Source organism: Pseudomonas sp. BIGb0381 (assembly GCF_024809815.1).
Lineage (GTDB): Bacteria > Pseudomonadota > Gammaproteobacteria > Pseudomonadales > Pseudomonadaceae > Aquipseudomonas.
Genome location: NZ_JANUEN010000002.1, coordinates 667,966 through 682,361, shown reverse-complemented (window position 1 = coordinate 682,361; position 14,396 = coordinate 667,966). Strand labels below are relative to the sequence as shown.

The following is a 14,396-nucleotide window of genomic DNA, read 5'->3' as shown; positions in this document are numbered from 1 at the left end:
AATGAATGAACGCATTCTTCAAGGGCGCGGGCACGGTGCTGCGCAAGATTTGGTTATGGAGCCTGTTGCTGGTGCTGTCCAGCGCGTTGCTGGTGTGGTTTTTCGGGCCCTTGCTGGCGGTGGATGACTATCGGTTCTGGCAAGGCGCGACGGCTCGTTTGCTGACCATCTGTTGCCTGTTCCTGCTGTGGGGGCTGGCGATGGTGGTGGTTGGCGCGCGTCGCGCCGCACGGCTCAACCAGCCGGAACACCAGGCGCATCATCAGCGCCTGGGGCTGATCCACGATGAGCAGAGGCAGGTACGCGGGCGATTCAAGGAGGCGCTGCAGACCCTGAAAACCTCCCGCCGCTACGGTGATCGCAGTGAGCGTTGGCGAAATACGCTGCCCTGGTACCTGTTGATCGGCCATCAAGGCAGTGGCAAGACCCATCTGCTGGCCGCCAATGGATTGCAGTTTCCACTCGATCGGGCCGAGTCGCCAACCCCGGGTACAACGGCCTACTGCGACTGGTACTTCGCCGATGACGCCGTGCTGCTGGAGACTGCCGGGCGCTACCTGGACCAGCCTGACCGTACGGTGGATGCGGCGGGATGGTCGACGCTGCTCGGTCTGCTCAGGTCGCGCCGCCGGGCTCGCCCGCTCAACGGTGTTGTAGTGACGTTGTCGGTGGACACGCTTTGGGGGGGCAATGAGCACGACCTGGAACTCCATGCGCGTCATGTCCATACCCGCTTGCAGGACATCCAGCAGACGCTGCATGTAGATGTGCCGGTTTATCTGGTGTTGACCCGGGCCGACCGTTTGCCAGGGTTCGCCGAGTTCTTTGATGCGCAGCAGGGCGACGGCACGGAAGACATATTGGGCGGGCACCTGGTGGCGGGCAAGACCGGAACTGACATTGCTCAGGTGCGCGAGGCCTTCGAGGCGCTGCTGCAACGCCTGGGGGCGGAGCTGATCCCACGCTTGCATCAGGAGCGCAGCGGCGAGCGCCGCGGTCGTATGCTGGATTTTCCTCGGCAGGTCGCACGCCTGGGCGACCGCTTGGGCCTGTTTGTCGAGACGGCGTTTTCCGCCCCGCGCTATCAGCGTATCAATGGCCTGCGAGGGTTCTACCTGACGTGTGCGAACGTGGGCGATACGCGCTCGCAGTTTGTCCAGGGCTTGTTCCGCCGAGTGATTTTCGCCGAGGCCGATCTTGCCGGGCTGCATACCCCCGAGCGGCGTCGCCTGCATCGACGCCAAGGGGGACTGGCGCTGGCCACGGCGCTGGTCATCGGTATGGCGGGGTGGTTATGGGGGCACAGTTATTCGTTCAATCATCAGCGTCTGGTGCAGTTGCAGGCGCTGAACATGCCTGCGCCTGCTCAACCTGATGCGGACGAGAGCCGGGTATTGCTGGCGCTGCTGGACAGTCGTCTGGCAGCGACACGGGTGTTTCCACCCGTCACCGAGGTCCGCTGGGTCGATCGAGCCGGCTTGTATCAAGGGCAGGTGAGTCGTCCGTTATTGACTAATGCCTATGACGAGAGCTTGCGCCATCAGTTGCTGCCGCACGTGGCAACCCTGCTCGAAGAACAGGTGCAGGCCAGCCTTGGCGAGCGCGAGCGATTGCTGGACAGCTTGCGGGCGTACCTGATGCTCAACCTGCGCGAACGGCGTGATAACGCGTGGTTGGCGGAGTACATGGCAGGCCATTGGTCTGCCCGTTATGCGGGGGATACCTCGATGCAGAAGCGTTTGAACGAACACCTCGGGCGGTTGCTGGAGCAACCGTTCGCAGCCCCGTTGAACGATGCACTGGTGGCCCAGGCCCGCCAGGCATTACGCGGCGAGTCGCTGGCAGAGGTGGTCTACCGCGCGCTGCGCGAACAAGCCCGCAGCCTGGAGCCTCTGCGACTGGCCGATGGCGGCGTGTTCGCCAACCTTGAACCGCCCATACCCGGCTTCTACACCAAAAGGTACCAGCAGTATTTCGAAAAGCAGGGCCCTGCGCTGGTCAATGCCATTGCCCAGGATAACTGGGTGCTTGGGGAAGGTACCGACCTCAGCACCGTGGATATGCGCCGGTTGCTGCAGGCCCTGGAACAGCGTTATTTGAGTGAGTACGCCGATGCCTGGAGTCAGGCTCTCGGTCGTGTCCGCCTGCAGGAAAATGACAATCTGCGGCACAGCGCCGAGCAGTTGGCGAGCCTGATATCCGCCCAGTCGGCGTTGGTACGCCTGTTGCAGCAGGTTCGCGAAAACACTCGGCTGTTACCGGCCCACGATCGGGTCGAGGCGCTGAGCCAGCAGGCCGGTGAGTTAAGTGCCGCGGTGTCCGGTGCGATGGTCAAACCGTTGCAGGGCCAACTACTGCCTGACACGGCCCGGCGTGCGCTGCAGCGCCGCTTCGAACCGCTGCACCAGCTACTCGATGAAGAGCAGAACCCGGGGGCTGAATTGACACAGGCATTTCGGCTGCTCGACGAATTACACCTGCAATTGTCGTCGCTGAGCCGGGAGAGTTCCCCGGAGCAGGCAGCGTTCACCTTGGTCAAGCAGCGCATGGAAGGGCAGCAGCCTCTTCTGGCCAACCTGCGTAATGCCGCCGCACGCTTGCCGCTGCCGCTCAAGGGCTGGCTCGAAGACATTGCCGACCACGTCTGGCGTCATCTGCTCGATGGCACCTATGTCTACGTGAACCAGCGTTACCAAAGCGAGCTCTATGGTTTTTACGCCAAGGCCATCCAGCGTCGCTACCCGTTCAATGCGCATGCCACCAGTGACGTTGCCTTGGGCGATTTCCAGGCATTTTTCAAACCCCGAGGTGCTATGGCACGCTTTTATGAAACGTACCTGCGGCCTTTTGTCAGCGTTGATGGCAACCGGTATCGACTGCGGGGGCTGGACGGTCGCAGCGTGCCGATATCGCGCTCGCTGTTGGACCAACTGGCCAGGGCCCAGATGATTCGGCAAGGTTTTTTCACCGAGGAGCAGGGGGAGTGGGCCGTTCGATTCACCTTGGCGCCCTACAGTCTCGATCAAGCCGTCAGCCGGGCGATCCTGCGGGTGGGTGACCAACAACTGGAATACCGTCATGGGCCGATTGTGCCTATGGCTTTCCACTGGCCAGGCGAGGCGCCTGGCAGTCGCAGCAGCCTGGTGCTGGAACGGGGTACGGAGCGACCGCTGGGGATCGAAAAAAACAGTGGCGAGTGGTCGTTGTTCCGCTTCTTCGACCTGTTGCAGAGTGAGCCGGCAAATGGCAGGGATGCGCACCTTCTCAAGGCCGATCTGGCCGGCCTGCGCGCCAATTACCTGCTGACCAGCCAGCGCAACCCGAGCCCGTTCCAGATGGCGGCATGGCGCACCTTCCGCCTGCCGGAGCAACTGTGAACCCGGCGCACACCTGGCGAAGCGCCGGGCGCACGGTTCAAGGCAAGTTGCGTTCGCGCAACGAGGACGCGTTCCTCGATTGCCCACAGCGTGGGTGTTGGGCGGTCGCCGATGGAATGGGGGGCCACCAGGCCGGGGATGTGGCCAGTCAATGGGTAATCAGCAGTCTTGCCGCGCTGCCAGATCAGGGCAGTTTTGATCAGCGTGTCGAGGCAGTCCGGCGCTGCCTGCGCGGGCTCGACAGCCAACTGGGGCAGGCGCCGATTGCGCCGGCCGACGGCCTGGCAGGCATCATGGGCAGTACCGTGGTTGTACTGTTGCTCGAAGACCAGCGTGCGGCCTGCATTTGGGTGGGCGACAGCCGTTGCTACCTGTGGCGCGGGCAGCGGCTGTACCAGCTGTCCCGTGACCATACCGTGTTGCAGCAACTGATGGATACGCAGCAGTTGAGCCTGGAACAAGCCCAGGTCTATCCGGGCGCCAGGGCCTTGACCCGTGCGATCGGCGCCCGACAGGCGCTGAGCCTGGAGGTACTGGAACTCAGTACCCAGCCTGGGGATGTATTTTTGTTGTGCAGCGACGGCCTGTACCAGGGGCTCAGCCTTGGCGAACTGGGCGGCGCCATGAGCGTAGGCTCGCCATGGTGGGTGGTGGATCGATTGTTCAGCGACGTGTTGCGTGGGCCGGCGCGGGATGACCTTACGGCCGTCGTGATCCAGCCATGAGCGAGGAGGCAAGCCCGCCGAACTTGCTTGCCGGGCGCTATCAGCTTGAGCGCAAGCTGGGTACAGGCGGCATGGGGGTGGTCTATCGCGCCCGGGACCTGCTGCATGAGGCGTTCGGTGAGCCCGCCTCCAGCGTGGCCCTGAAACGCTTGGACGAAACATTTTCCGCGTGCCCTGACGCCCATGTGCTGCTGTACAGCGAGTTCGCCCTCACACGCCGCTTGCGGCATGACCATGTGGTGAGGGTGTTTTCCTTCGAAGTCGACACGCTGCACCAGGTGGCATTCTTCACCATGGAGTTGCTGCACGGCATGACCCTGGATCGGCTGCTGGTGGAGTGTCCACAAGGAGTGCCCTGGCAGGAGCTGCAGCCCATCGCCTTGCAACTGCTGGACGCGCTGGCGTACACCCACCAGCAGGGCATTCTCCATGGCGATGTGAAGCCCGCCAATATCATGATGGGTGAGCAGGGATTGCGTTTGTTCGATTTCGGCCTGGGCCGGTCGAAAATGCAGCAGACAGCCGGGCTGCCGGGCTTGAACCGCAGCCGTTTGAACGCCTGGACGCCCGCGTATGCAGCGCCGGAACTGATGGCGGGTGGGGGCTTGTCAGCCGGCGCCGATTTGTATGGCGCGGCCTGCGTGATCTATGAGTTGGCCCAGGGCGAGCGCCTGGGCGAGCGCCAGCCCGATCGACCACTGCCGCGGCCGCGCCGATTGCCCAGGCATTGCTGGTCGGCGCTGCACTCAGCGTTGGCCATGGATCCGCAGTGGCGCAGCGTTTCCGTCGCCGAGTTGCGCGAGGCGCTGGATGGCAGGCGGCACTGGTACCTGCCGTTGCGGGTTCAGCCGGGCAAGTCATGCAATTGACAGTACTCGGCCCAGCTCAGGCCGGCCATCTGCGCCACTTCCTTGTGCACTTCAAGACGTTGGGCCTCAAAGGCTTCGCGGGAGTCCGCAGTCAGCTTGAGGGTCAATTCCCAGGCAAACAGGCCCTGGCGTTCGGCTTCAGCCTCGAAGGCTTCATGCAGGCGTTCATCGCGGTACTGTGCGAGGGTTTCGCCCTTGGCTTGGGCGGCAAGCGGGTTAAGGGTGTTGAGTTCAAGGGCTACGCCCGGATGTTCGCTCAGGAATCTATCCAGGGCGCGTTGGTGGTTATCGCCAGGTGGTGTCAAAGGTTAACTCCTGAAAGGGAACGGTATCGGGGCCCTCGGCATGTTCTCGGCGTCGGGGCGCCAATCGTCCACAAGGGCCTAAATTGATTTGGAATAATGACCGGTAGTGTGGCAAAAGTCTTTCGCTCACGGCATCAGGGCGTGTAGCGTTACAGGGGTTTTGGGCCTGCCCCTGGGGGCAGAGAGCGATGGGCAGAGGGATGGGGCATGGCGCAAACGCTATTCAAACTTTTCCTTACTCAGCGCCTGGCGGCTTTGGCCAGCACCGAGTCGTTGCGTGCCATCCGTGAAGGGCTGCTGTGGATCCTGCCGTGCCTGCTGGTGTCGGCAGGGTTTCTGATCCTGTCCGAATGCGCCCGAGTGCTGGGCTTCGACCCACAGGTAGTGACATTCCTGGCCGGGTTGCACAACCAGATCAGCTCAGTGATCCCGCTGTTGGTTGCCGCCTCCATCGGTTACATGCTGGCTATCCAGCACCGCCTGCCACAGTTGCCGGTGGCATTCCTGTGCCTGGCCCATGTGGTGGTGGCGACGTTCATACTGCGCGAATACCCCCGAGCCTCGGCGACGTTCGTACTGTTCATTGCTATCGCCTCGCCGTTGCTCAATGTGCCGGCCATTGCCTGGCTGCACCGTTTCCGTTGGACCCGCCTGGTCAACGAGGACCTGGTGGGGCACAACCTCAGGGGCACGATCAATATGGTGGTGCCAGGCCTCATCACGGCCCTGTTGCTGGTGGTGGTGCTGTCCTCGCTGTTGCAGGTTCCGTCTGTGGCGCAGCTCCAGGGGCCTCAGGTGCTGGATGCTCTGGAGTCGCCCTATGGCAGCGGTTTGTTCGTGACCCTGATGAACTCATTGCTGTGGTTTTTCGGGATCCACGGCGTCTACGCCATGCAACCACTGTTTGATGTGCTGGACCAGGCCGTGGTGCTCAATAACGCGGCGTCGGCGGCGGGCGAGCCGATCAGGTATGTGTTGAACAGCGGCCTGCTGGGCAGCTTTGCTTTTATCGGCGGCTCGGGCGGTGCGTTGTGCCTGCTGCTGGCGATCCTGCTGTTTTCCAAGAGCCAGTCCATGCGTCTGCTGGCGGTGGCGAGTTTGCCGCTCTCGCTATTCAACGTCAGCGAGGTGCTGCTGTTCGGCTTGCCGATCATTCTCAACCCGCGCTTGTTCATACCGTTTCTGTTAGTGCCCGCCGTCAACGCCATGGTGGCGTTGACGGTGGTGCAGATGGGGTGGGTGTCGCCGGCGGTAGCCAGTGTACCGTTCACTGCGCCGGTACTGCTTAATGCCTACCTCAGTACCCACGGCGACCTGGCGGCGGTAGCGCTGCAACTGGCGTTATTGGGCTTGGGCACGCTGGTGTACGCACCCTATGTGCGCGCGATTCATCGCCAGGTTGCCGAAGGTGGCACGGTGTACCTCAAGTCTCTGGATATGACCTTCCGCGGCCTGGAAGAAAAAGGCCGGCTGCGCGAACTGGACCCGGTCCTGGCCTCCCACAAGACCGTGGCGCGCCAGGCCAATGAACTGAGCCGCATCCAGCAGATCAGCGACTATGAGTTCTATCTTGAATACCAGCCGCAGGTCTCGACCCGCACCGGCCTGTGTACGGGCTGCGAAGCGCTGATGCGCGCCCGCGATGCGCAGGGCACGGTGCATTCACCGTGGGAGTTCCTGCAGTGGCTGGCCCAGGCTCGGTTGATGCCGGACGTGGATGTGTGGGTGGCATCCCAGGCGATTCGCCAGTACCAGAAATGGCAGAAGCTCGGCTTTGCTCTGCCGATGACCATCAATATCTCCAGCGCCACCCTGACCGACGCCGCCCACGGCGAACGCCTGGTGGAGATCCTCGCCCAGGCCCATGGCCAGGTGTCGGTGGAGATCACCGAAGACGCGCTGGTCAGTGACATCCCGGCCACGCGGCAGAATATCCAGAAATTGCAGGCCATCGGCGCCAAGGTCTATATCGATGATTTCGGCACCGGGTTTTCGGCCTTGAGTTACCTGCACCAGTTCCCGGTGGACTTCATCAAGATCGATCGCAGTTTCGTGGTGGCGCAGCACGATCCCAAGGGCGCCCAGGTCCTGACTGGCATGCTGCGTTTCTGCGAAGCGCTGAACCTGGGCGTGGTGGTGGAGGGCGTGGAGACCGCCGAGCAGTTGGCCTTCTTGAACACCGGCGCCGAGCTGATCATTCAGGGCTGGTATTTCAGCAAGGCGCTGCCGGGCGATCAGTTGGAAGGTTTTGTGCGCGAGCGTGCGGCCATGGCGCAGGTCTAGTAGCCGCGCTGGGTCTGTTCGATCTCCTCGACCAAGCTATCGATACCTGTCAGGCGTGCACGGTTGTCGTGATCCCAGGGGTGAAAGCCGGGTTTGAAGTAGTGCAACCACGGCCGCAGCATGCGTGGGAAAACTCCTTTGGAACCATAAAGAAATTTCAACATGCGCCAGAAGCCTTTGAGGTGCCCACCCGCCTTGCGGTCGGCAATCAACAGGCGCACATGAAAATCCAGCACCACCAGCCAAAAAAACACTGTGGTGGTGAGCATGGCGCCCGTGCGCAGCAGGTAGCGTTTGGGCCCAGGCTCGATCACCGTATTCCACACATCAAATGCCACGGCTTTGTGTTCGGTTTCTTCCAGGGCGTGCCAATACCACATCTGTTGGTAACCCTTGAGCGAATCGCCAAAGCGTGACGGATCGCTCAGCAGGATCTCCGCGAGCATCGCCGTGTAGTGCTCAAGGGCAATGGTGATCGCCAGGTTGAACGACGGCGCGAAGTGTTTCTTCTGCAGATCGAGGATGAACTTCAGCCGACGGTCCAGGGTGTGCGCCGGAAGTCCGGCTGCTTGCATCAGGTCGTTGTAGGCCACATGTTCGCGGCTGTGCATGGCCTCCTGGCCGATAAATCCCTGGATCTGTTTCTTTAGCTCCGGGTCGTCGATGCGTTGGCGGTAGTGGCGCACGCTGTCCATGAAAAACAGCTCGCCCTGGGGGAACAGCAGCGACAAGGCATTGAAGAAATGCGTGATGAACGGACCCTGTTCGTGCCAGTCGGTGATGCGCTCGGCGGGCAGGGCAAAATGGAGGTCGCGGCGGATTGGCAACATAATTCGTGCTCCTGTTCAGAGACGGGGCTCGTCGTTGGTTTCAAACACTGGCCTGCGTTGCTTGGGGGCCATGCGCTTGCTGGCGAGCACCACCAGCGCTTGATAGGCCGCCGGCAGGCAACGGGCGAGCAGGTCGAGGAAATATGCGTCGCGGCCAATCAGCACACGACGTTTGTTTTTGCGTACGCCTTGCAGGATCACCTTGGCGGCCTGGTCGGCGTCGGTGATGAAGAGTTTTTCGAAGTCGGCGCGGGCCTGCTGTTCGCTGTGGATCAGAAAGCCGGTCATGTTCGCGTCGATGCGGCTGCTGCGACAGATATCGGTGCGAATACCGCCGGGGTGTACGCAGGTGGCCGAGACGCCGCAGCGTTGCAGGTCCAGCTCCTGGCGCAGGGCTTCGGTAAAGCCGCGCACGGCGAATTTGGTCGCGTTGTAACCGCTCATGCCGGGCTGGGCAAACAGGCCGAATACGCTGGACGTGTTGATCACATGGCCTTCGCCGCTGGCCTTGAGGTGTGGCAGGAACGCCTTGGTGCCATGGACCACGCCCCAGAAATTGATGCCGACGATCCATTCCAGGTCGGCGTAGTCCACGCCTTCGACGGTACTCGACAGGGCCACGCCTGCGTTGTTGAACACCAGGTTGACCTGGCCATGCTCGGCCACGCAGCGCGCCGCCCAAGCCTCCATGGCCTGGCGGTCGGCAACATCCAGCACCTGGGTGGTGATCGTCACCGGCGCCAGGGTTGAAGTTTTGATCAGTGCCAGGGTTTGCTCCAGGCCCTGGGCGTTTTTGTCCGCCAGTGCCAGGTGGCAACCTTCGCGCGCGAGTGCCAGGGCCAATGCGCGGCCCATGCCGGACGCCGCGCCGGTAATCGCCGCCACGCGGCCGTTGAATGACTTCATGAGAGGCTGCCTTCTGCGCTGGAGTGGGGCGCCGCTGCCGGACGGAGCGGGGTGTTGAGGGGCAACAGGTCGACCACATAGTCCTTGAGTGAAAACTGCCGGGTGACCCGCTTGAAGCGCCATGTTGAAGCGGGCCACAGGGTGGTGTTCTTGCCGGTACGTGGGTCCAGGTACCAGCTCTGGCAACCGCCGGTGTTCCAGATGGTGCGCTTGAGTTTGTCTTGCAATTGACGGTTATAGGCCTGTTCCACTGTCGGTTTGACGTCCACCGTGGCGATGCGATGGCGCTGCATCTGCCTGAGCGCGTCGAGGATGTAGGTCACCTGCGCCTCGATCATCAGAATCATCGAGTTATGGCCCAGGCCGGTGTTGGGCCCGATGATCAGAAACAGGTTGGGATAGCCCGGCACTGTGGTGCCCTTATAGGCGTGTGCACCGTCGCGCCAGGTGTCCATCAGGTCCACGCCGTCGCGACCGATGATGCAGTCGCGGGGCAGCGGGTCGGTGGCCTGGAAGCCGGTGCCGAAGATCAGGCAATCAGCCGGATGCTTGAGGCCGTCGGCGGTGATCACGCCGTCGGCTTCGATGCGCAGCACCGGCTCGGTGACCACCTCGACATTGCTGCGCGACAGCGCCGGGTAGTAGTCATTGGAGATCAGCACGCGCTTGCAGCCGATGGTGTAGTCCGGCGTCAGGGCCTTGCGCAGGGAAGGGCGGGCCACCTGTTTGTGCAGGTGGCGTAGGGCTATTTTCTGTACCATTTTCATCAGGCGCGGGTGCAGGGAAAAGCCCACCACGCGGCCTTCCAGGGCCCAGTAAAAGGCAGCGCGCACCAAGCGCTGGGTGAAAGGCAGGTGCTTGAACATCCAACGTTCGAAGGACGAAATGGCTCGGTCGGGCTTGGGCATGATCCACGGCGGGGTACGTTGGAACAGGTCCAGGTGGGCCACCTGCGGCGCGATCTGCGGCACGAATTGAATGGCACTGGCACCGGTGCCGATCACCGCCACGCGCTTGCCTTTCAAGGCGTACGCGTGATCCCACTGCTGGGAGTGGAAACGCTTGCCCTTGAAGTTCTCCAGCCCCGGTATGTCCGGCAGCGCCGGACGCGACAGCCCGCCCATCCCGGATATCAGCACCCGCGCGCTTACCTGGCGACCATCGCTGAAGTTCAACTGCCAGCGCTGTTGCTGGTCGTCGAACACCGCGCGCTCAAGACCCATGCCGAAGCGCAGGTACGGCGCCAACCCGAAGCGCGCAGCGCAGTGTTCCAGGTAGGCGCGGATTTCTGCTTGCGGCGCGAACTGCCGAGTCCAGTCCGGGTTGGGCGCAAAGGAAAACGAATACACATGGGACTGCACATCGCAGGCGCAACCTGGGTAATGGTTGTCCCGCCAGGTGCCGCCGAGGGTATCGGCCTGCTCGGCGATAAAGAAGTGGGTGAACCCCGCTTCCTTGAGCTTGATGGCCATGCACAGGCCGGCAAAGCCAGAGCCGATGATGGCGATGTCGATGGAATCACTATGGGCATTCATAGGCGGACCTTCGTGGGCATCGGATGTGCTCCTGTTTTTGTTTTGTCTTTTAGATAGAACACCATTGCAAAGAAAAATTGAATTAATTATTTTAAAAAAAGATTTTAAATAATCTACCTGAAAATAGCGCCTACGCTAGGAACTTGTGCCTTGTGTGCGACTTGTCCGACGGACGAGCGTGGTACGCACGCCGTCAGGTCCAGGGTGTGGACGTTGGCCGAGGCCTTGATCAATTCCGGTCAGGTCGCCGGCAATAGGGAAGCTGAGGACCGAGCTATGGCTGTGGAGTGGGTTGCCGCTGCGGCGGGTGCGAGTGCGGTGCTATGGGGTTTCAGCGCCTGGATGACACGGCGCATCGAAGCCGCTGTTCCAATCAACGGGCGCTTCGTAGAGGTGGATGGCGAGCGCTTTCATTATGTGGAAGAGGGCAAGGGCCCACCCCTGGTGATGATTCACGGGCTGATGGGCAGCAGTCGCAACCTGACCTATGCCTTGTCCGGCCAGTTGCGTGAGCACTTTCGGGTGATCACCCTCGACCGACCCGGGTCGGGTTATTCCACGCGGCATAAAGGTACCGCTGCGGACTTGCCGGCCCAGGCGCGGCAAGTCGCGGCCTTCATCAACCAGCTTGGCCTGGACAAGCCTGTGGTGCTGGGGCATTCCCTCGGCGGCGCGATTTCCCTGGCCCTGGCCCTCGATCATCCCGAGACGGTATCGGGCCTTGTGCTGGTGGCACCGTTGACCCATCCCCAGCCCACGTTGCCGCTGGTGTTCTGGTCGCTGGCGGTACGACCGGCCTGGTTGCGACGCTTTGTGGCCAACACCCTCACAGTGCCCATGGGCTTGTTGACCCGACGTTCCGTGGTCAAGGGCGTGTTTGCGCCGGACGCCGCTCCCGCGGACTTTGCCACCCAGGGTGGCGGCTTGCTGGGGATGCGCCCCGACAACTTTTACGCCGCCTCCAGCGAGATTGCGTTGGTCAACGACTGCCTGCCCGGGATGGTCAAGCGCTACCCGCAACTGACCCTGCCCATCGGCCTTATCTATGGCGCGCGGGACAAGGTGCTGGACTTTCGCACCCATGGCCAGGCCCTCGCCGACAAAGTGCCAGGCCTCAAGTTGCAAGTGGTGGAAGGGCGCGGCCATATGCTGCCGATCACCGCCACGGCGCGGGTGGTCGAGGCCGTGCTGCACGTGGCCAAGCGCGTGCGCCCTGTGGAAACGGCCACGGTCCTGCATCCGCCCTTTGCCTTGGCGAACAAATAATCGTGGCCTTCATCGTGGGGTCAAACGTCGCAAATGCTTGCCCTAGAGACCTGACCAGACGGCTGAAAAAGAGACTGCTCGGTCACGCCAAAAAGGCTTCGAAAAAGTAGTTGACGACCTAACGATTCCGCGTTATTTATTTAAAAAAATATTTCAATATTTATTTTGAAATGATTTTTGAAATGCCTAAGAGCGAATAAAAATGAAAAAAACGTCTTTTATCGCATGGTTGATTTCCCGGGGCACCCAGTGCTCCCTGAACCTGTTTTCCGCCTGCCTGCCACGGAGGCTGCCATGAACCAGACTCTGGCAGCGCCAAGCGTTTGGACCGACGGCAAGCGCCACCTGTGGTGGTTGGGCATCATGCCGTTGGCTACCCCTCTGTTGTCCGGCGCACTCGCCATTACCACCGGCATTCAACAACTGTGGTGGGTCGGCGTGCTGGTGATCTTCGGCCTGATCCCATTGATCGACGGCCTGCTCGGTGAAGACGTGAGTAACCCGCCCGAATCCGCCGTTGGCCACCTCGAGTCCCAAAGCTACTACCGCTGGATCGTCTACACCGGTGTGCTGTTCGTCATCTCGTCGGTAGTGATTACCGGATGGCTGGCCGCCGGCGGCATCGACTGGATCATCCAGGGCGGCCTGTTGCATGCCACCGCCAACCTTGAGCCTTCCAGCTGGCTGGTCCACGCCGCCGGTTACATCACCGACCGTACGCAACTGCATGGCGAACCGAGCTGGTTCACCTACCTGGGCATGGCCATGTCGACCGGCGCCGCCACCGGCATCGCCATCAACACGGCCCATGAACTGGGGCACAAGCCCAATGCCCTGGAAGTGTTCCTGGCCAAGGTCACCCTGGCGCCGACTTTCTACGGGCACTTCTACACCGAACACAACCGTGGTCATCACGTGCGCGTCGCGACGCCGGAAGACCCGGCCAGCTCGCGGCTGGGTGAAAGTTTCTGGGCCTTCCTGCCGCGCTCGGTGTGGTTCAGCGCACATTCGGCCTGGAACCTGGAACGCGAGCGCCTGCGCAAACTCGGCCTGCCGGCCTGGCATTGGAAAAACGCTGTGCTCAGTGCCTGGATGTACAGCGTGGTGTTGTGGGGCGCGATGATTGCCTGGTTGGGGGCAGCGGTGATTCCGTTCCTGATTATCCAGGGCATCTACGGCTTCTCGTTGCTGGAAGTGGTGAACTATGTGGAGCACTACGGCCTTAAACGCCAGAAGTTGCCCAACGGTCGTTATGAGCGTTGTTCGCCTCGGCACTCCTGGAACAGCAATCGGATTGTCACCAATATCTTTCTGTTCCAGTTGCAGCGGCATTCCGATCACCATGCCAACCCCACCCGTAGTTATCAGTCGTTGCGTCACTTTGATGAATCGCCACAGCTGCCTTATGGCTACGCGAGCATGATTGTCTGGGCGTATGTGCCTTACTTGTGGCGACGACGCATGGACCATCGAGTCCTTAATCACTATGCCGGGGATATCACCCTGACCAACCTTCAACCTTCACAGCGTTTGAAGTACCTGGAAAAGTACAGCGGCAGTGCCAAGCCGTTTTGATCTGAAATAACACTTAGTTTTTGTTGTGTGCTCGGGGCCTGATTGCCGCGCAGGATTTTATCGCCCAGAGAAAGTGCTTTGACCCGAACAAAAATAATTAAAGGGAAGGACGTACACCATGCAAACACCTGCCAAGTTCACCACCCATATCGTATTCGCCGCGCTGGGCTTGATCGCCTATCACCAGGCCCAGGCCGCACGTATCGAACCGGCCGGCAGCGCGTTTACCGCCCAAGGCCCGATCAGCTTCTCCAAAGGCGCGCTGATCAGCGCCGACTGCACCATCAAGGTAGCCGGCAAAGTGGCGCCTGACGGTACCTCGGTCAATGTCGACAAAGTTGAATTCGACGGTGGCCTCAAGTGCAGCCGGGTCGAAGCCATCAACTTGCCGTGGATTCTGGTCGCCAAAGATACCAGGAGCGGTTCCATGTCGAAGATCAGCGTCGATGTTCACGCCTTCGGCCTGGGCGGCAAGTGCGGGCCTTCTACCGCCGATGGCACCTGGGATAACGCCACCGGCAAGTTGGAAGCGGCCAATGTACCGATTGGCGAAGACTGCAAGATCAAGACGGTGTCGATCAAGATGCCGCCGAACTTCAAAGTTGTTGAATAACGTGCTGCGGTAATTGAATTGAAATTTGGCTGGAAAGGGAAGTTCTGCAGTTTCACCGTGACCTCTCGTTCATGGCCATTACCCCCTGGCGAATGACTCGCCATTACATGTG

General features: G+C 61.3%; 11 protein-coding genes. 7 read left to right on the top strand and 4 right to left on the bottom strand.

What is annotated here, in order from left to right; genetic code table 11:
- Positions 1 to 5 precede the first annotated feature (5 nt).
- The 3 genes from tssM to M2397_RS09370 are packed head-to-tail and all read left to right on the top strand — an operon-like array spanning position 6 to position 4,971.
- Positions 6 to 3,377, top strand: a complete 3,372-nt coding sequence (gene tssM, locus M2397_RS09380) for a type VI secretion system membrane subunit TssM (protein ID WP_259242723.1) — start codon at positions 6 to 8, stop codon at positions 3,375 to 3,377.
- On the top strand, positions 3,374 to 4,102 hold the full coding sequence (locus M2397_RS09375) for a PP2C family serine/threonine-protein phosphatase (protein ID WP_259242722.1): 729 nt from the start codon (positions 3,374 to 3,376) through the stop codon (positions 4,100 to 4,102). Before tssM ends, M2397_RS09375 begins: the two co-directional genes overlap by 4 nt.
- Positions 4,099 to 4,971: a serine/threonine-protein kinase gene (locus M2397_RS09370; RefSeq protein WP_259242721.1), complete on the top strand. Its 873-nt coding sequence runs from the start codon at positions 4,099 to 4,101 to the stop codon at positions 4,969 to 4,971. Before M2397_RS09375 ends, M2397_RS09370 begins: the two co-directional genes overlap by 4 nt.
- Here the strand turns inward: M2397_RS09370 and M2397_RS09365 are convergent.
- On the bottom strand, positions 4,947 to 5,276 hold the full coding sequence (locus tag M2397_RS09365) for a DUF6388 family protein (protein ID WP_131699320.1): 330 nt from the start codon (positions 5,274 to 5,276) through the stop codon (positions 4,947 to 4,949). The genes M2397_RS09370 and M2397_RS09365 overlap by 25 nt on opposite strands.
- A gap of 207 nt (positions 5,277 to 5,483) precedes the next feature.
- Between M2397_RS09365 and M2397_RS09360 the strand changes: the two genes are divergently transcribed.
- Positions 5,484 to 7,559, top strand: coding sequence for an EAL domain-containing protein (locus M2397_RS09360; RefSeq protein ID WP_131699321.1), 2,076 nt, complete (start codon positions 5,484 to 5,486; stop codon positions 7,557 to 7,559).
- Here the strand turns inward: M2397_RS09360 and M2397_RS09355 are convergent.
- The 3 genes from M2397_RS09355 to M2397_RS09345 are packed head-to-tail and all read right to left on the bottom strand — an operon-like array spanning position 7,556 to position 10,830.
- Complete coding sequence (locus tag M2397_RS09355) at positions 7,556 to 8,389, bottom strand: metal-dependent hydrolase (protein ID WP_184742521.1); 834 nt, start codon at positions 8,387 to 8,389, stop codon at positions 7,556 to 7,558. The genes M2397_RS09360 and M2397_RS09355 overlap by 4 nt on opposite strands.
- Before the next feature lie 15 nt (positions 8,390 to 8,404).
- Positions 8,405 to 9,295 carry an SDR family oxidoreductase gene (locus tag M2397_RS09350; protein ID WP_131699323.1) on the bottom strand — a complete coding sequence of 297 codons (891 nt, stop codon included), beginning with the start codon at positions 9,293 to 9,295 and terminating at the stop codon, positions 8,405 to 8,407.
- On the bottom strand, positions 9,292 to 10,830 hold the full coding sequence (locus tag M2397_RS09345; protein WP_131699324.1) for an NAD(P)/FAD-dependent oxidoreductase: 1,539 nt from the start codon (positions 10,828 to 10,830) through the stop codon (positions 9,292 to 9,294). The genes M2397_RS09350 and M2397_RS09345 overlap by 4 nt, the downstream gene beginning before the upstream one ends.
- A 276-nt stretch (positions 10,831 to 11,106) precedes the next feature.
- Here M2397_RS09345 and M2397_RS09340 point away from each other — a divergent pair, with 276 nt between their 5' ends.
- From M2397_RS09340 to praA, 3 genes are all read left to right on the top strand, one after another.
- Positions 11,107 to 12,096 carry an alpha/beta fold hydrolase gene (locus M2397_RS09340; protein WP_237683125.1) on the top strand — a complete coding sequence of 330 codons (990 nt, stop codon included), beginning with the start codon at positions 11,107 to 11,109 and terminating at the stop codon, positions 12,094 to 12,096.
- Between the two features lie 294 nt (positions 12,097 to 12,390).
- The gene (locus tag M2397_RS09335) at positions 12,391 to 13,671 is read left to right on the top strand and encodes an alkane 1-monooxygenase (RefSeq protein WP_167655820.1); all 1,281 of its coding nucleotides are present in this window, start codon (positions 12,391 to 12,393) and stop codon (positions 13,669 to 13,671) included.
- Between the two features lie 118 nt (positions 13,672 to 13,789).
- A complete protein-coding gene (gene praA / locus M2397_RS09330) occupies positions 13,790 to 14,284 on the top strand; it encodes an alkane oxidation protein activator PraA (RefSeq protein ID WP_259242720.1) in 495 nt (164 codons plus the stop codon).
- The last annotated feature ends 112 nt before the right edge of the window (positions 14,285 to 14,396 follow it).

Excerpts from the sequence above, each read along its gene's own strand:
- M2397_RS09360 (WP_131699321.1), top strand. The coding sequence starts at position 5,484 with ATGGCGCAAACGCTATTCAAACTTTTCCTTACTCAGCGCCTGGCGGCT.
- M2397_RS09335 (WP_167655820.1), top strand. The coding sequence starts at position 12,391 with ATGAACCAGACTCTGGCAGCGCCAAGCGTTTGGACCGACGGCAAGCGC.
- praA (WP_259242720.1), top strand. The coding sequence starts at position 13,790 with ATGCAAACACCTGCCAAGTTCACCACCCATATCGTATTCGCCGCGCTG.
- tssM (WP_259242723.1), top strand. The coding sequence starts at position 6 with ATGAACGCATTCTTCAAGGGCGCGGGCACGGTGCTGCGCAAGATTTGG.
- M2397_RS09350 (WP_131699323.1), bottom strand. The coding sequence starts at position 9,295 with ATGAAGTCATTCAACGGCCGCGTGGCGGCGATTACCGGCGCGGCGTCC.
- M2397_RS09370 (WP_259242721.1), top strand. The coding sequence starts at position 4,099 with ATGAGCGAGGAGGCAAGCCCGCCGAACTTGCTTGCCGGGCGCTATCAG.
- M2397_RS09355 (WP_184742521.1), bottom strand. The coding sequence starts at position 8,389 with ATGTTGCCAATCCGCCGCGACCTCCATTTTGCCCTGCCCGCCGAGCGC.
- M2397_RS09340 (WP_237683125.1), top strand. The coding sequence starts at position 11,107 with ATGGCTGTGGAGTGGGTTGCCGCTGCGGCGGGTGCGAGTGCGGTGCTA.
- M2397_RS09345 (WP_131699324.1), bottom strand. The coding sequence starts at position 10,830 with ATGAATGCCCATAGTGATTCCATCGACATCGCCATCATCGGCTCTGGC.